The sequence below is a fragment of the Pararhizobium sp. O133 genome, assembly GCF_051669845.1.
Lineage (GTDB): Bacteria > Pseudomonadota > Alphaproteobacteria > Rhizobiales > Rhizobiaceae > Pararhizobium.
Window position 1 is genome coordinate 2,073,358 of the sequence record NZ_CP196426.1, and the last position, 16,750, is coordinate 2,090,107.

The 16,750-nt window shown below is 57.8% G+C and carries 16 protein-coding genes; 5 read left to right on the forward strand and 11 right to left on the reverse strand.

Going from position 1 to position 16,750, the window contains the following annotated elements; translation table 11 throughout:
- Window positions 1–96: 96 nt before the first annotated feature.
- The 3 genes from ACST81_RS09990 to ACST81_RS10000 all read left to right on the forward strand — a co-directional run bounded on the left by ACST81_RS09990 (window position 97) and on the right by ACST81_RS10000 (window position 2,354).
- Entirely contained in the window at window positions 97–966 is an 870-nt protein-coding gene (locus tag ACST81_RS09990) for a hypothetical protein (RefSeq protein ID WP_438752898.1), read from the forward strand.
- A gap of 55 nt (window positions 967–1,021) precedes the next feature.
- Window positions 1,022–1,594, forward strand: coding sequence for a hypothetical protein (locus tag ACST81_RS09995; RefSeq protein WP_438752899.1), 573 nt, complete (start codon window positions 1,022–1,024; stop codon window positions 1,592–1,594).
- 154 nt (window positions 1,595–1,748) lie between these two features.
- The gene (locus tag ACST81_RS10000; protein WP_438752901.1) at window positions 1,749–2,354 is read left to right on the forward strand and encodes a recombinase family protein; all 606 of its coding nucleotides are present in this window, start codon (window positions 1,749–1,751) and stop codon (window positions 2,352–2,354) included.
- A gap of 748 nt (window positions 2,355–3,102) precedes the next feature.
- On the opposite strand, the gene ACST81_RS10005 is transcribed toward ACST81_RS10000, so the two are convergent.
- The 4 genes from ACST81_RS10005 to ACST81_RS10020 form a co-directional block, all read right to left on the reverse strand.
- Window positions 3,103–3,567: a hypothetical protein gene (locus tag ACST81_RS10005; protein ID WP_438752903.1), complete on the reverse strand. Its 465-nt coding sequence runs from the start codon at window positions 3,565–3,567 to the stop codon at window positions 3,103–3,105.
- A 190-nt stretch (window positions 3,568–3,757) separates the two neighbouring features.
- A complete protein-coding gene (locus ACST81_RS10010; RefSeq protein WP_438752905.1) occupies window positions 3,758–4,183 on the reverse strand; it encodes a hypothetical protein in 426 nt (141 codons plus the stop codon).
- A gap of 115 nt (window positions 4,184–4,298) precedes the next feature.
- Window positions 4,299–5,690, reverse strand: coding sequence for a hypothetical protein (locus ACST81_RS10015; RefSeq protein ID WP_438752908.1), 1,392 nt, complete (start codon window positions 5,688–5,690; stop codon window positions 4,299–4,301).
- A gap of 145 nt (window positions 5,691–5,835) precedes the next feature.
- Complete coding sequence (locus tag ACST81_RS10020; protein ID WP_438752911.1) at window positions 5,836–7,116, reverse strand: O-antigen ligase family protein; 1,281 nt, start codon at window positions 7,114–7,116, stop codon at window positions 5,836–5,838.
- A 407-nt stretch (window positions 7,117–7,523) separates the two neighbouring features.
- Between ACST81_RS10020 and ACST81_RS10025 the strand changes: the two genes are divergently transcribed.
- The gene (locus tag ACST81_RS10025; RefSeq protein WP_438752913.1) at window positions 7,524–7,994 is read left to right on the forward strand and encodes a hypothetical protein; all 471 of its coding nucleotides are present in this window, start codon (window positions 7,524–7,526) and stop codon (window positions 7,992–7,994) included.
- Between the two features lie 43 nt (window positions 7,995–8,037).
- Here the strand turns inward: ACST81_RS10025 and ACST81_RS10030 are convergent, their stop codons facing one another.
- Together ACST81_RS10030 and ACST81_RS10035 are read right to left on the reverse strand one after the other, a co-directional pair.
- The gene (locus ACST81_RS10030; RefSeq protein ID WP_438752916.1) at window positions 8,038–9,306 is read right to left on the reverse strand and encodes a TadE/TadG family type IV pilus assembly protein; all 1,269 of its coding nucleotides are present in this window, start codon (window positions 9,304–9,306) and stop codon (window positions 8,038–8,040) included.
- Complete coding sequence (locus ACST81_RS10035; protein ID WP_438752918.1) at window positions 9,303–10,475, reverse strand: EAL domain-containing response regulator; 1,173 nt, start codon at window positions 10,473–10,475, stop codon at window positions 9,303–9,305. Before ACST81_RS10035 ends, ACST81_RS10030 begins: the two co-directional genes overlap by 4 nt.
- A gap of 157 nt (window positions 10,476–10,632) precedes the next feature.
- Between ACST81_RS10035 and ACST81_RS10040 the strand changes: the two genes are divergently transcribed.
- Window positions 10,633–13,287: an ATP-binding protein gene (locus ACST81_RS10040; RefSeq protein WP_438752920.1), complete on the forward strand. Its 2,655-nt coding sequence runs from the start codon at window positions 10,633–10,635 to the stop codon at window positions 13,285–13,287.
- 14 nt (window positions 13,288–13,301) lie between these two features.
- On the opposite strand, the gene ACST81_RS10045 is transcribed toward ACST81_RS10040, so the two are convergent.
- The 5 genes from ACST81_RS10045 to ACST81_RS10065 all read right to left on the reverse strand — a co-directional run bounded on the left by ACST81_RS10045 (window position 13,302) and on the right by ACST81_RS10065 (window position 16,731).
- Window positions 13,302–13,472 carry a hypothetical protein gene (locus ACST81_RS10045; protein ID WP_438752923.1) on the reverse strand — a complete coding sequence of 57 codons (171 nt, stop codon included), beginning with the start codon at window positions 13,470–13,472 and terminating at the stop codon, window positions 13,302–13,304.
- A gap of 94 nt (window positions 13,473–13,566) precedes the next feature.
- Window positions 13,567–13,743 (reverse strand): hypothetical protein, encoded by a 177-nt coding sequence (locus ACST81_RS10050; protein WP_438752926.1) that lies wholly within the window; start codon window positions 13,741–13,743, stop codon window positions 13,567–13,569.
- Window positions 13,744–13,931: 188 nt separating this feature from the next.
- The gene (locus tag ACST81_RS10055) at window positions 13,932–14,327 is read right to left on the reverse strand and encodes a DUF1236 domain-containing protein (RefSeq protein ID WP_438752928.1); all 396 of its coding nucleotides are present in this window, start codon (window positions 14,325–14,327) and stop codon (window positions 13,932–13,934) included.
- A gap of 356 nt (window positions 14,328–14,683) precedes the next feature.
- Window positions 14,684–15,328 (reverse strand): response regulator, encoded by a 645-nt coding sequence (locus ACST81_RS10060; protein ID WP_438752931.1) that lies wholly within the window; start codon window positions 15,326–15,328, stop codon window positions 14,684–14,686.
- On the reverse strand, window positions 15,328–16,731 hold the full coding sequence (locus ACST81_RS10065) for a sensor histidine kinase (RefSeq protein WP_438752933.1): 1,404 nt from the start codon (window positions 16,729–16,731) through the stop codon (window positions 15,328–15,330). The genes ACST81_RS10060 and ACST81_RS10065 overlap by 1 nt, the downstream gene beginning before the upstream one ends.
- Between the last annotated feature and the right edge of the window lie 19 nt (window positions 16,732–16,750).

The window sequence follows — 16,750 nt, forward strand, 5'->3', positions numbered from 1 at the left end:
CATCACTACGAACCGTCATCGCGCTACCGGAGCTTGCATTGAGGTGACAACAATGCTCTGTGTACAATTATATCAACCTAAGAGCGTCAGCATGACATGTCTCTGACTGGCATTTTCAGATCATCCCATCAGCGCCGATTGTTCTTATTAACATCGGCACTCATTATAGCAATTTCCGTCGTCGTTATATGGGCGATATACTATTTCGCACCTGACACGAGGGGTTGGAACACTCTCAACAGCCTTCTGGTTTCAGTTGTTGCGAGCGCCGTTTTCGCAGTCGTATCTGCTCTCTACCTTTCGTATTTTTTCATAGACACCGAGCATGTGGAGGCACGGACGAGGCTGATCCCTCAGGATATTGGTGGCGCGCTTCGCAGCATTGCATCTGAAGCGACTGACTATAAAATCTTTGTCCGTACCGGCCGCCATTTCAGAGCGGAGATACTCCCAATATTGCGAGAGAACGCGGTCCGAAGGCGGCGTGCTATCAATGTCGAAGTAGTCCTTTTGGATTTTCGGGACGACGAAGTCTGTGAAAAATATGCCAATTACCGACGCACTGCCTCATTTGACCGCATACTTTGGGACACCAGCTACGTTCGCAAGGAAGTAATGGCGACTATTCTCGATCTCGCCGCAGCCTCCTCAGAATATAAGAGCTTCTTGAATATCTCGTTGTTTCTGAGCGATCGCCTCTCCACGTTTCGGATCGAAGGATCGTCGCAGGAGATCATAGTGACGCGTGAAGACCCCAAGGATATGGCCTTCCGCTATCCGCGTTCTGACAGCGACCACGCAGCATTCTTGACCGAATTCAGCTGGATAAGGGACTTTGCTGACCCTGTGGTTCTCTCGTCAGGACCGCACGCCCTAGAAGAGATGTTAGGTAAACTGGACGTGATTGTTGGCCTTGAACAGCAAGCACAAGAATCACGTGCCTCCAGGTCTCCATATGCGCGCTGAGCTCACTTTTCCTCTCGCGCTGGAGTATGTGCATTCGGTACCAACCGAGCACCTGATGGCTGCACTCAAGAACTGGTTATGCAGCACGAATCCAGTTTGCTTGGTGCATCCTCATGGATTTTTTGTTGTTCCGGTTGACCGAACGGAGGCTGGCGATTGGCGGTTCCATTTCTGGCCGAAGGGGGAAAGGCCAATTCGAGGCATGCCTGCTTTCATTCATACCCATGATCGGCACGTTGATAGCCGAATACTGACCGGCCAACTGACTAACATCACCTATGATGTTGCTTCGGCGGAAAGTGACGGTTTGCCTCTTTATGAGGTGGGGTACGGTGGCGATAGGTATGAAAAATCGACGCCAAACTTTCTCGTCAAGACTTCAACACGAGTTGGAGTACGCCCCATGAACACCGAGACGCTCGTAACCGGTCAGCATTATCGCGTTGACCGGCACGCCTTCCACGAGGCTCAGGTGTCCGAGAGCCTGTGTACCGCAACCCTTGTTTGGATGCATAGCAGGACGCCCGGTTCTGTGAAGGTAATTGGCTGTGATGGTTATCCTGATCGGATAGAGTTCACCAGGACAGACTTCGCGGGAGCAGACCTGGCGAAACTTCTGCCTGCGTAGCTGAGGAATGTCGACCTGTGGCCGACACCATTGACAACAGGTTTTCCATACATTGAATAAGTAACGCCAAAAGTTACAGCTTGCAGCCGACAATAACCGAAGTCACCATTTGTCTCAGAAACGGTCGTTTGTGTCACAGATGGGAAGGTTGGCCATGGGGGAGTTGGTCGGTTACGTCCGTGTTTCGAAGTCAGACGGCAGCCAGGTACTAGACCTGCAAAAAGACGCGCTGCTGGGAACGGGCGTTGGGCCTCAGATGATCTATGAAGACCTAGCCTCGGGAAAAAATGACGACCGCCTGGGTCTCCAAGGATGCCTCAAGGCTCTGCGATCCGGCGACACGCTGGTAGTCTGGAAGCTGGATCGTCTGGGTCGTGATCTTCGGCATTTGGTCAACACTGTAGATGACCTGTCGAAACGCGGTGTCGGATTGAGGGTGCTATCAGGGCAGACGCCAATCGACACCACCACCGCACAGGGCAAGCTGATGTTTGGCATTTTCGCATCTCTCGCGGAATTCGAACGTGAGTTGATCCGAGAGCGGACGATCGCTGGTCTTGCCTCCGCTCGCGCCCGTGGGCGCGTGGGCGGCAGAAAGCCGAAGATGACGCCCACGAAGATAAGGTTGGCGCAGGCTGCTATGGGGCAAGGGGAGACCGTCGTTGCCCATCTATGTGCGGAACTCGGCGTATCCCGTCAAACGTTGTACCGCCACATAAGGCCTGACGGAAAACTTCGAACTGCTGACAATCTAACGTAAGGTTCGGGACCATCATCATCGGCAGGCTGCCATCCCCTTGTCGATGGAGGTCAAAGCGGGAGGTGGTCCATTCTCAAGCCGAAGTATCCCGATGGACCATCGTAGTCCGATATACTTGCATAGCCACAGTAAGCTATCAGAATTGAAGCGGGGCTGCACGGTAGCATCGCCGAGTGCCACCAGGTTAGATGATGTCGAGTGGGGCGAGACCGTAGTGCCATTTCTCGACGTACACCAAGAAGCTCTTTAAGCAAAGATTTGTTGTAAGGGCGGTGCTTGGCCTCGACTCCAATCAATAAGTCCCGAGTTTTGGGGTATCCGTCCGAAATGTTGGGCCTCGTCAGGATCAGATCGAGCTCGTGAGTGTCCCCATATGTCGGGATAGTGAGAGTGTGGTTCTGGTTGGTGGCGCTCAGGGTCTCAAACTCGGTATTAGTCCAAATTTCAGCGATTGGATGGCTGCCTCGGTGCATGATAACACAGGGCCATCGCTGCCGATCAATTGGCCCTCCCTTCGATCTGAACCGGATTTCCGTGCCACTTTGCAAGGTAAACGAAATCCTGGGATCAGCCCGTTTAAATTCAGTCAATAGCGCAACCAGACATCGTAGCTCGTAAGCCTTATCGGCCATAGTTGCGCCTGACAGCAATTGGCCAGCTGTTGTGGCATTGACGCTCAGGTGATTTTGGAAGGCCTTTTGCAGCCGGCGGATGACAGCTACTGAAACTGGTGTTCTCGTCGGTGCCTTCATGGGGTCATCCCGCCATCATTGTTGTTATTGTTATCGTCACCGTACTCGTCCGGGAAAATCAACGTTGGGTCATAGTCACCACTTAATATCTCACCAAACCATTCTAGGTCTTTGATCAATTGATCAGTCGAGGGGCCAGCCAAAATAGAAACGAAGCCTTCTCCTCCTGGCTCATTCATCTCAACAGCCACAGTGAGACGCCTGTCTGGTTCCAGTGAACCCACCAACTCATCAATCGAATAGACTAGCCCTTTTCGGAAAGAGAGTGTTCCAAGCGTTAGGTGGCCCAACAGATCGAAATAGTACACTTTCACACGATCTCTTATCGTGAAATCGAAACTGTCCATCATCGCAGTCGCGTGACGATCCCAATCAGAGTAACCGGCCCGGATTGTTAGAACTCGCAGTTCATTGAAAATCGCTTGCCATTCTTCGGGCGAAACATCTGGAGACGAGGGCACTGCAGGGTCCTTTTCAACGGGGATCAGAATCTATCAATTTGTCACCCTGTGCATCGTATCACCGTAGAGTATGCATTGTGCAGAGGGCTCACCTTTTAGATGCAATCTCTATGTGCGACTTTTGGTTAAACATGCTTTAGCTGCCTCGAAGTAAGAGGCCTCTGGAGCTCGGAGGCCTCTTCGCGGTCGGCTACTTGATTACTAGGAAATCGAGCTGGACCCATCGTCTGAATTCATCCCAGGCAGTGTCATTCAGCGGTCGATAAAAATCGAATTCAGCTCGGCGACCATTGCGTAGCGAATAAGCCGTGAGTGCCGCGACTTCTGACTTCAGTTCGTCTTGCAGGCTCCACGCTTCCGCCTGAAGACTAGGGCTGCGGTCCGAGAAGGATTCGACCAAGGGGATCGACATAGCCATGTAGCCGTCGTTATCCGTCGACACGAAGTGGGTTTGTGCGAACAGACGTATGTATCCATCCTGGCCTTCGTACTCACGACTGACCAAGACGACGTACTCTCCCGGAACCTCATTCTCGATCCGCTCCACAAACCTCACGCCGTGCTCATCGTTTGCAAATTGTCCAGCCGAGAAGATGATGTCTTCTAGTTCACGCATGCTATGTTCCTTCTAGTTCGTAAGACGTCCATCGCGGCGCGTTGGATCGCTGCCTAGAATCTAGCCGGCCCCATTCGGAATACTACAGACGAATGATTGAATTTAGTGCGTAAAATCAGAGTCTTAAATTACTTTTTTTCATCGCGGATACAAGACGCCGGAGTCTTTGAAATGGCCTTTGGGAAGACTCCGAGACCGCTGTCGATGTGGTGTTCTCAGCCCCGCAACTGTCGCAAAAAAAACGAAGGCACTGATCACAATCAACCTTTGATTGTTTCAGCCCCCCCTTTCGTCGAGCTGATTCGATCCTTCTTGGTTTTCTGCTCCCACTTACAAATTGTATGGCGCGTACTGCCGTCGCGAACACGGCAACAGATTTGATCCGAACGCCGATAATGCGGACGGTTTCGGCTGCCTTAGCCAAAAATTTCGAAGTTCGGCTTTTCGTGTGTCCTGGAGCCGTTGTGGCGGCCTTCTGAGTGGTCCCAGATCGTCTCTCGCGCCGCTCGCCAAAGGCGTCATCGTTCGCGGACGTCACTTCCTGAGTTGCGACAATAGTCGCTGAAGAATACTCTGGAACTGCGCCTTTACGAACCTCTTCTGCGTTTAAGGAGGCGCTCGACTGGGTTTCGAAAAGAAGCGCAGCGATCTTCTTGCCGCCACGGCACACCTTTACTCTGGACAACAACCTGTCGCATGTTTGAACCGGTTGCCGCGAATACGCGGTCTCACGACGATTGCGTTGTATTGTCGCCATATCTAGGCCAGGCACTATCTGTGCAGCAGATGCTGGACGAGATGACCTCCATTTGGCGAAAACACCTCCGGTGCGAAAAAAGCGAAACCGATGCTGGGTGAGGCTCCAAGCAGCGTGCAGGGCATGATCAGGCCACGTCAACATGTCTTTGTTTCGCCAGATACCCCATAGCATGTAGGTCGATACCGCTGCCGCGTTTTTTATCGGGGCCGTCCTCAAGTCGATCTTGGAGAATTTGGTCATCAATCTGCGATGAACCGCTTCACGGTGATCAGGCGGTACCCGGCACACAAAATGAGCGTGCAAGTCGAAAAGGCCGGTTTGGTGATCAAAACGGGGATGAATGGCAATTAGCAAGACTTCGAACGAATGCCTTTTTCGAAGTTCACTGAACTCGTTGTTTATTGTGCAATTGAAGGTTTTCATCGCGGTCGTTAGATCATCCGGCGTCGCTTTGTGGCCTGGGAGGCCGATGCACCAGAACATGCAATCTGCGAGCCCATCAGCACGCGCGAAGGCCGTGAAGTCGGCGACTATGGGTATATTCTTCCGGGTAGCGTGGGTGCCGAAAATTCGGGTCCCCCGAAGCGGTTTGCCGAGATCGATAACTTCCCCGGGGCTATCCTGAAGAAGAACAAGGTAACGCTCGTTCTTGGAGGCAAAGGCGTCAATGCCTATCCCTTCGAACCGTCTTGCCAATTCGCGGGCGTAGACGCCCAGGCTCTCAGTTCCTGACGCGGAATTTAGCATTTTGAAGTGCTCTTTCGGTCAAGAGCGGTGCGGGGTGCATTCCAATTTAGGAAATCAATTCAATGGCCATTTTTTCGCAGGTGCGGGGCTCTAAGTAACTGCTTTTCCTATATTATGTGACAACCTCCGGGCCCACCATTTCTTTCTAGACTCTCGCTATTGCCGCCGAACGGATCGTATCGCCGGCCGGAATATCCTGCACTTCGGCTTTCATGAGCGGAGCGGCATCCTTCATTCGAAGACCGGAACTCAGGATGAGCATGAGCGTAAAGGCCGCGTTGGTGTAGAGCAGGCCGATCGCTTCGGCCAAGCCGCCCACGAGATGGAGCGTTGCGACGGCAGCCAGCATCGTCTTTTCTGTGCGCATCCTTGATGGATCGACGACCATGATCATCGGAACCACCCAGAGCAGCATCAGCGCAACGCCGATCCAGCCGACGTCCAAGGCGCGGGAAATATAGATGTTGTGAGTCGAGTTGGCATAATCCCAGCCTGAAAGCGCCTTCATGGCGTTCACGATATCGGTGCCACCGGCCGTGGCGAAACCGTATCCGAACGGCGCCTGATACGTGAATGGCAATGCCGCCTGCCAAAGGCTCGTGCGTCCTGTCAGCGTGATATCGCGACCGGCAAGAGCCGCGAAATCGTCGAGGTTGGCGATCACGATCGACGCCACGCCGATCGTTGCCAATATCCCCAGGCCGTAGATTGTGGTGCGCACGGCGACCGACTTGAGGCGTATATTCGCCAGCATGCCAACGCCCAAAGCGGCGGCCGTTGCAACGGTCGTCGCAGACGAGGAGGCCATGTGGAGGCAGAGCAGACATAGGAGGCTGACGGCCGCTCGCGCCAATTTGCCCCTTTGGAGAATCTCGCCGCCGAAGATCGTCATCAAAAGAATGACGCTCACGAACGGCGCGAAGGTATTCTTATGATTCATCAGCCCGCGCCAGAGGCCGGCGTGAGTGGAGAACATCATGACGTGCGGATCGCCGATGACAGCCAGAGCCACCGAGACCAGCATGACCAGCACGCTCAATGCCCAGAAGCGACGGACAGTTTCCTGGACACCATACATCCGTACGGCCATCGCGCTCATCAGCACGGTCAGGGTCAAGACGATCAAGGCGTTGAACGTGCGCAGCGGATCGATCGACCAAATGAGCGACATGTAAGGCAGGGCGGCGGCGGCGAAAAAGCCTCGCGGGATGATTTGCAGTGCTCTCGGGATGAAGGGAAGGACGACGAGCAGAAAAAGAGCCAGCAGGGCGGCGCCGATCTGCTTGCCGATCAGTTCTCCGCCATAGGTCGCGGAACTGATCTTTTCGAAGGCCTGATTGTCGATGTCGATCCAGCGCAGGGGCATGGCGTAAGCGAAAAACAGCACGAAGCCGATGCTGAATATCAACGATCGCTTGATGATCATGGGGGTCCCTACGCGAAGCCTGTGGATGTCGCATCTTATGCACAGATCGAGGTTCTCAACGCAACCATGAGACGGAAACTGCGTTAAGGCGCAGCATGCACTGGTGGTGATCGATCATGCGCCGGTGCCGTCTTTCTTGACGGCTTCTGAAAATTCCCGACGGATATTGGCCATACGCCATTTGGAGGGGGACGAATTTGTCAGCGCGTACCATTCACATTCCTGGACTTTCGGCTCATTCCGCTGGAACCAAAGTATCAGATCGGCGGGGTAAAGGTCCCGATTTCCGTCGCCCGAGTTGACCTTCGGATTGCCCGGTGAGCACATGTAAGCGGAGGTGCCGGAAGGGATCCGCCGGCGCTTGTTCGGCGTATGAAGCCTGCGGTTCGGCGATGCGGGAGAATGCCATGATCAGATTTTCGACGATTCTGACGGCCGTTTTTGCCGCAACGGCGGGCGTTTCCCTGGTGGCCTGGCCCTACGGGCTTGACGTTTCCGGTTCCAAGATCGTCGTTTCCCCATCGTCCGCGCTGGCGAAGGATGGCAACAATGGGAATGGGGGGAGGAACGGCAATGGCGGTGGCAGGGAGAACCGCGGCTCGAACGAGGGGAAGTCGAGCCAGGGGAAGTCGGGCCAGGGGAAATCGGGCCAAGGGAAATCGGATGCCGGCGCTGTCGGCACGGGACCGAAAGACGGCAAGGCCAAGGGCTCGATCTCTCACGGCAGGACCGGCGGCATGGGAATCCGTCATTCCGACGGGATCAGTGAGCAAATCCGCAAGGGCCGTTACATCATGAAGGACAATCGGGGCCGAACGATCGTCAACCGGCGCGCGACATTCGCGGATACGATACGGCTTCGCTTCCTGTTCCGCTGAAGACGACGTGTGCGGACGCGTCGGGTTTTTGTTGCGCGTGCCGTCAGTAGATCAGCCGTGGTGCGCTGTCTTGCGGGCCGACGCCATCGGGAACCGGAACCAGGGTTTCGCCATAATTGGTGTTGAGCACGAGGTTCGGGGCTTTCGACAGCTGCAACCGGCGCACGACGATGGCGGTGTAGGCCGAACCGTCGGCCACCTTGTTGTTGGCGGCGACGATCAGGTTGCCGTTCGGCAGATAGATCGTGCCGATCAGCTTTCGCGCCTTGTTGCTGGTGATGACGAAATCGGCTTCGGGCGATTCGCGGTCCTGGAAGGCGACGAGGCCGGCGAGGGGGCCTGAGACCGGCGCCTCGATATCCACCTGGCTGCTGCTTTCGAACATGAAGCTGGCATTGGCGCCGGTGAAATAGAACCCGACGCCCTTGGCATCGACGACGGAACTCGATTCGATCACCAGCGGGCCGTCCTTGATGACGTAGACGCCGGGCTTCAGGGTGACTTCGGAGGACGCCTTGATCGTCAGGCCGCCGCAATAGACGCCGGGCTGAAGCGTGCCGATGTAATGGCTGTAGACAGCATCCTTCTCCTTGCAAGCGCCGACAGGAGGCGCCGGCCGCGAGACCAGCGGGTCGGTGACAACAGGGCAATCGGTCAGCGGCAGTTGCTGGTTGTAGTTCTTCGGCACGCCGGCATAGCCGCCGGCGGTGCAGGTCAGCTGCGCGATCAGGTTGGAATTTCCGGTGGCCGTCAGGCCGGTCGTGCTGTCCGAGTTGGCGTAGACGGCGCATTTGGGGGCGGAGATCACCGCGTTGGTCTGCAGCGACACCGTGCCCGAATCCGATTCATCGAGCCCGATCACGCAGATATTCGAGCTGTTGTTGGTGCGCGCCGTCGAGGAGACGACGATCTGCGGGGTACCGACGAAATAGCCGGCGACGAAATAGGGATGATTGTCTTCGGCCAGTGTCACCTTGACCTGACGGCGGACGGAATCGACTTCGACCTTGGCATCCACCGTGCCGTTGATCCCCGACCCCTTGTGTGCTTCGAGATAGCCTTCGACGATCGCGCTCGCGGCTTTCGCCGACCAGCCGTTGAGGGACGCTTCCTTGGCGGAGGCGAGCGCGGATGCGTCCGCGATGTCCTGCAGATTGCTCTTGTGGCTGATCAGCGAGTTGAAATCGACGGCAGCTCCCGCAAGCCCGATGAAGACCGGTGCGACGATGGCCGACATCAGGGCGAAATTGCCAGTCCGGCTTTGCACAAGATCACTCAGGCGCCCGAACGGGGTGTGCGGATGGAGTTTCATTTTCCCGCCATCCATGACTGGTCCAGTATGGCGGGAATGGCGGATGGCGGAAGCGGGCGGGAGAAGAGAAATCCCTGGACGAGATCGACGCCGGCTGCCCGGACCTCCGCGAGCTCCTGTTCCGTCTCGATACCTTCCGCAACCGAGGTGAGTTCGAGATCGCGGGCGAGATGCGCGAAGGCATGCAGGAATTTGCGGGTCACGTTGTCGCTGATGCAGGCTTCGACGATCGATCGGTCAACCTTGATTTCCGAGAACGGACAGAGCCTGAGCAGTTCGAAACTGGATGCGCCCATACCGTAATCGTCAAGCGACAGCCGGAAACCGACCATGCGCAGGCGGATCAGCGCCTCGACCAGCCGCGAGGCTTCCTTGGGCAGCGATTTTTCCGTGACCTCAAGACAGATCATGGCGGGATCGATACCGAAATCCGCGGCCATGGTCTGAATGGAGGTGACGATTTCCGGCTGTTCGAGGACGCAGGCATCCAGATTGATCGAAACGCTCGGCCTGTCTGGGCGGCCGCTCCAGGCCTTTGCGTCGGACAGGACCACCTTGGCGATCGTCTGCGAAACGTCGGCGAGTTCGACGGGAGAGGTCAGCGAGTCAAACAGTTGCTGTGGGCCATGGACAAGGCCGTCCTTCGCGGTCAGCCGAACCAGAGATTCCAGGCCGACGATCTTGCGGGAATGCAGACTGTATTGCGGCTGGTAATAGGGGGTCAGCTCGAAATCGTCGCGGACGATATTGCCGACAAGGCGCAGGGACGAGCGCCGTCCGCGCCGAGAGGCTTCCTGGAGGGCTGCCGCGACCGCATCGATCTTCAGGGGTTTGGGAAGGGCGCCGAGAACCGAAATGCCCAGCATCTTGCCCATGGCTTCGGCAGAGCGCAGGACCGCAGGCGTCTCGCCGCTGGATATGATGATATTGCCATCGAAGCCGACTTCGGACGCCGCGCGCATGAAGCCGAGGCCGTCGATATCGGGCATGTTGAGATCGAGCAGAACGACATCGAGCTTCGAGCCGCCGGCGCGCAAGGCCTCCAGTCCCAGGCTGCCATTGGACGCCTTGGAGACAGACCCAGATGTCAGCGACGACAGGATACTGTCGGCGACCATGACATACATGGGATCGTCGTCGACGATGAGGCAATTCAGCTGATGAAGCATGCAGGGCTCTCCTAGGATTGAAGAGACGCGACAACGAATAAGAATCCCTTACTTTCTGATGCCAGGATTCTTCGTATCGCGACATAAGGTTAACCTTTGTTTGCGGGCCGGTTGATTAAGAAATTCATGCGATCCTTGGGACCGAGGGGATTTTCGCATGTATCTCGACACACCCATTTCCACGCGTATTTCGCGGATCGTCGTTGCGGCCGTCGGCTTCGGCATTACTGTCAGCGTCGGGCTGTTCCTGCTTTCGGACTTTCAGCAGGCGATGAAGGCCGAGACGCTTCGTTACCAGAGTGCGGCCTATGCATTTGCGGCCGCGGCCAGCGACGGCGTGTCGGAACAGGATACGCGGCAGGTTCTGGAAGTTATCCGGGGTGTGCGGGAACTGCCTGATGTCGTCTATGTCGCGGCGCTCGACGGCAAGGGAGCAGTGATTGCCGAAATCGGTGCCGGCGCGAGCCTTATCGGCAATGAGGCCACGTCCGGTTCGATCCTGCCGACCTCGATCGAGGTTCAGGCCGAGGTTCGCAAGGCCGGCAAGACGGTCGGGTCGATCGAGATGCATGCGGAAGTAGAAAGTCTCTGGGAGCGGTATCTCAAGGCCTTTGCCTATTCCGGCTTGCTCGGCTTGGTGCTGGTGATCGTCACGGCACTCCTGGCGCGCATGCATATCTCGCGCGTGGTGCGCCCCTTACGGTCGCTGGCCGACGAATTCCTGGATATCGGCGTCCGGTCCGATCTGACGCGACGGCTTCAGAAGGAGCGCAACGACGAGGTCGGCGTGCTGGTCGAGGCCTTCAACGCGATGTTCGGCCAAATCGACGAGCGCGACAGGCTGCTGCGCAAGCATAGCGAGACGCTGGAGGAGACGGTCGAGCAGCGGACAGCGGAACTGCGCCTGGCGAAGGACGAGGCCGACAATGCCAACCAGGCCAAGTCGACCTTCCTTGCGACCATGAGCCATGAAATCCGCACGCCGATGAACGGCATGATGGTCATGGCGGAAATGCTGGCGGCGGCGCATCTGGCGCCTCGGCACCAGCGTTATGCTGAGATCATTACACGCTCGGGCAAGAACCTGCTTCACATCATCAACGACATTCTCGACTTCTCGAAGATCGAGTCCGGCAAGATCGAATTGGAGGAAATCGAGTTCTCGCTGGACGCGATCGTCGAGGATGTCACCTGCCTGTTTGCAGAACGGGCGCGAGAGAAGAACCTGTCCATGGCGATCGGCGTCTCGCCTGCCGTTCCTGTCAAGGTGATCGGCGATCCCGTTCGCCTGACGCAAATTGTCAGCAACCTCGTCAACAACGGGTTGAAGTTCACGGAACGGGGCGGGGTGACGATCTCGGTTGGACTGTCCCCGGGCCACCCGGGTGAAATCCGCCTGGCCGTGGAGGATACGGGCGTCGGCATTGCGCAGGAGAATATCGGCCGCATCTTCACCAAGTTCAGCCAAGCCGATTCCAGCATTACCCGCAAGTTTGGCGGCACGGGTCTCGGTCTGTCGATTTCCAAGCAGCTAACGGAACTGATGGGCGGCCGCATCCATGTGGAAAGCCGCATCGGCTTCGGCTCGACATTCGTCGTCACCATTCCGTTCACGGCAACGGAAGAGGCCACGCCGCTCATGGTGTCGCGTGAATTGACGGTCGCTGTCATCGACAGCGATGCCCTGTCGCGCCGGGCGATCGCCACCGCGCTCAAGGATCGCGGCCTGCGGGTCATCGATCATGTCGATGTTGACCATGACGCCGTCTTCGTTCGTGCTGGCGATGCGGCAAATGCCGCGCTTGAGGGTACGGACCGTCCGATCATCCTGCTTCGCTCCTTCGCCGCCAATTCGGCGGCGTTGCCGGGCGGGAAATCGCCGGTGCTCGACGTGCCCATGCCGGTTGCCAGGGGCTTCTTCGACCGGTTATGCGAAGCGCTCGATCAGGGCCAGCTCTCGTCGCTGAAGCTACAGCCGGAACAGGCGGAGCGGTCCGAGATCCCCGATCTCAAGAACCTGCGCGTTCTTGCGGTGGATGATGTCGCGGTCAACCGGGAAGTGCTGGGCGAGGCGCTCAGGACCTTCAACATCGATTGCGATGTCGCCGACAGCGGCCGGGCGGCGCTGCGTGCGCTTGGCGACATGGACTATGACGTCGTCTTCATGGATTGCTCGATGCCGGACATGGACGGTTTCGAGGCGACGCAGGAAATTCGGATGCTGGAAGCAGCCAAGGGGCGTCGACCGAGTCTGGTCGTGGCGCTGACCGGACATGTGATGGGCAAGGACGCCAGCCGCTGGAGGGAAGTCGGCATGGACGGCTATCTGGCAAAGCCGTTCAACATCGCCCAGCTGCTGCAGGTTTTCCGCGATCTCGGCGTATTGGCGACCGCAACGGGTTCGACGGATGTGGTGGAAGACATGCCGGCCGAGGCTGACGATTTTTCGGATCAGCCATTGCTGTCGCCGGAGACGCTGGACATGTTCGAGGTGATCCGGGCAAGCACGGGTACGGACATTCGCGGCAAGATTTTTGGTCTGTTTCGCGAAAATGCCTTTTCCGCCTATGAGGTCGCTGCCGCAGAAGTCCGCGCCGGAAGCGAGGATGCGCGTCGGCTGATCCACGCGCTCAAATCCAATTGCTCGAGCGCCGGGGCGGGCACGGCGATGGCGATTTGCCAGAAGATCGAGATGATGCTGGTTGAGGGACAATTACCGGAGGCGCAACTGGAAACACTGGGCGCCGTGCTGATGGAAACATTCGAGGCGATGGCGGAACTTGCGGCACGCGACGCATCACACGCAGCCTGAGCAGGTTTGAAACGTCAAAGATCGACTTGGGACTGAATATAAGCGATCGGCTCCTTGATCACGATTTCGCCGCCCGCCGTAACGAGCCGCGTGTGCTTGTTTTCCGCGGCTTGGCGGATCGCAATGACCTGACCGAGGTTGACGTAGATCTTTTCTTCGTCCTCGGACGTCAGTTCAAGCCACATGGCCGCATGTCCTTCAAATTCGAGATCTCGCCGGTTCCCTGTGCGGGGGACCGGAGTGACGAAAGTGCGTTGCTGATGTCTCGACATGCCGCAGCTATTTCTTCGCAGCGAGCGTATCGCCGGTGACTGGGACGAAGACTTTCGCCTGTCGTTCCGGCGTGGTGATCATGCCCGTTGAAACGATGGTGGCCGAGATGCCGATCATGACGAGCAGAAGAAAAAGGACCATGCCTCCGAGTGAGGACGATGGTTTGGCGGAATAGTAGGACATTGTCGTATCTCGTTTGTATTGGCACGGTTCGGTTCGCGTTTGTCGGGGCGGCGCTTCCGCGTCGCCCCTTCCGTAGCAGCTCATGCGAGCCTTACGTGCCGATGATGAAAATGACGCCAACGAGACAGACAGACGGGTTCGGCTCTCTCGTTGGCGTCAGCTGCGTCCTCAGACGCAGAAGCCGTCGTCTACTGAAGCACCTGAACGACAGTGCGCGTCTGGGGATCAACGATGACGCGCTGTTCGTTGACGACGGTATAGGAATAGCGCGGATCTTCCGCGATCGGCGTCAGGACCACTTCCTGCGGAACAGGCTTGCCGACCACGATCGGCTGCTTGACCACCACCGACTGCTGGACAGGCTGTTGCTGGACATAGGTCACGACGCGCTCCGGCGGCGGATCGATGGCCGTGCCGGCGATCGCGCCGGCGACACCACCGACTGCAGCTCCCACAGGGCCGCCGACGATTGCGCCGGTGACGGCACCGCCTGCGGCGCCGGTGACAGTGCCTTCCTGGGCGAACGCTACGGATCCGAGCGTACCCGAAACAAGTGCCGCTGCGAGAATAAGTTTCGTTTTCATAATAAGCTCCTTTGATCATTCACACGACCAACAACGTCATACTCGACAAGCCGTTCCATCGCGGGACCTCAGTCCGCAGAGCGCAGGACCATTGTCGCGCCGAGGCAGGGCTAAAGTCCCGTATGGGTGTGTCATCGGTCTTTTTCGTAGTAAAAACGGTAACTTGAGAATGGAGGCTTGGTTGAACCCGCGGTTATGAAGGAGACTGTAAATGGATAACAGCCTGCATGAAGCCCGCTGGCTTCTCATCCCGGTGATCACGATTGTTTTCGCAATGTTAACGTTGGGACTGGCGGCGGGATAATCACCGCTCCTGAGCCGATCGGCATGAGAACCTGAGCCGAAACCCTTTGCTTCTAGGCCGTCATGACGTTGCGCAACACCATGGCGGCCTCGGTCCGATTGCTGGTGCCGAGCTTGGCGAAGATATGCGTCATATGCTGCTTGATGGTCTTCTCGTGGACGCCGAGCCTCAGCGCAATTCTTTTGTTGCTCAGCCCTTCCGCCACGAGATTGAGGACTTCCTGCTCGCGGCTCGTGAGGTCCGCGAGCGGATTGGGCTGTGGGCTCGCGGTCGCGGATGATGACATGTCGGAAAGCAGACGCGCCGACAGGGTGGGGGACACATAGGTCTCTCCGGCTGCGACCGACCGCACGATGTCGGCCAGCGCCCGCGACCCCACGCCTTTCAGCACATAGGCCTTGGCGCCCTTTGATAGCGCCCCCATGACGTCGTCGCTTCCTTCGGAGACCGTCAGCATGACGATTTTCTGCGCCGGGTTTGTCTCCAGGATCGGCTGGATGGCGTTCAGTCCGCCGCCCGGCATGGATATATCCATCAGCAGGACATCGGGCCGCAGGGTTGCGCAGATCTTGAGGGCGTCGTCGCGCGTGCCGCCTTCTGCGACGATCTCGAAGCCCGGAACCTCCGACAGGATGCGCATGACGCCTTCCCGGAAAAGCGGATGGTCATCGATAACAGCGATGGATATGCGTGCCATTATACCGGCTCCATTTCATTGAGGGTCAGGGACATGGTGATCACAGTGCCTTGGCTGGATGTCTCCAACGAGAAGCGTCCGCCAAGGCTTTCGACCCGCTCGCGCAGACCGGACAGGCCGAGGCTGGACGGCTGGATTGTGGCCGGGTCGAAGCCCGGACCTGTGTCGCCGACGGTGATCGAGACACCGACGCCGTCGAAGGTCTGGACGACATGTTGGCCGACCCCGCCGCCATGGCGAAAACTGTTGTTGAGCGCCTCCTGCAGGAAGCGGAAGACGCAGATCTTGGCCGAGAGCGAGAGAGACGGGACGGTCGGAGACAGGGTAAGGTCGACCTTCGTGCCGGTGCGCTGCATGTGGGCTTTCAGGGCGCGCTCGATGATTTCCCGCAGATTGGCGCCTTCGATCTGCGGCAGGACGAGACCGCTGCAGATCGTCCGGATTTCCTGCATCGCCTCGTCAAGACTGGACTTGATCGAGGTGATCTCGGTGTCCCGGGTTTTGCGCGGGGTTCTCGGATTGGAGATGATATCGCTATCGATCTTCAGCGCCGCGAGCGCCACGAGTTGCGCCGGTCCATCATGAAGCTCAGCACCCAGCCGTCGCAGATATCGTTCGTTGAGCGCCGTCGTGCGCTGCGCGGCGCGCTGGACACGGGCGTGAAGCTCGCCGTTCTGCGACAGGAGTTCCGAAAGTTCATCGACGCGCTGCCTCAGCGCCCGGCGCTGGCTGTCGATCGTCCGGCTGCCGCGAAAGACCAGCACGGACAGGATGGCGAAGAAGGTGATGGTGAAGGCGCTGACGGCGAGCCAGCTCTGCAGGCGGGCATGGTTGAGGCTGTGCTGGAAATCGGTGGCGATTTCATAAAATTCGAGAACGCCGACGACCTCACCAGACCAGGGCTGCAGCACCGGATTGTAGATTTCGAGAAGCGGCAATCCGCTGTCGCGCTCGGCCTCGCTGCCGACATCATCGACATGATCGAATTCGGCCACCATGGTGCCGGTCAACGCCGTGCGCAGGCCATCACTGATTTCTAGCTTTTGACCGATCAGGTTTTTCTCGTTCGAATACAGGATAGTCCCATCCGGCCGCCAGAGCCGGAAGGACATCAGGCGTTTGCCGAGTGCGCCTTGGCCGAGCGTCTCGTCCAGCGCGCGTTGCACCGAATCGCGCAGCGTATCGCTGGTCTGCATGTCCGGCAGAAGCGGGGCGATGACGCTATCGACATAGAGGGCCGTGGCCGCGGCGGAATTGCGGGTGACGGCGGTCTCGATCAGGCTGCTCACGAAGGCTCCGACGACGATCATTGCGCCCAGCGAAACCAGGCCTCCAAGAAGAAGGAACTGCTGGGCAAGCGACGGCGACGTCCAGCGGTCGGATTTGGCGAACAACCGTTTCATGCATCCTCATCCCGCGGCC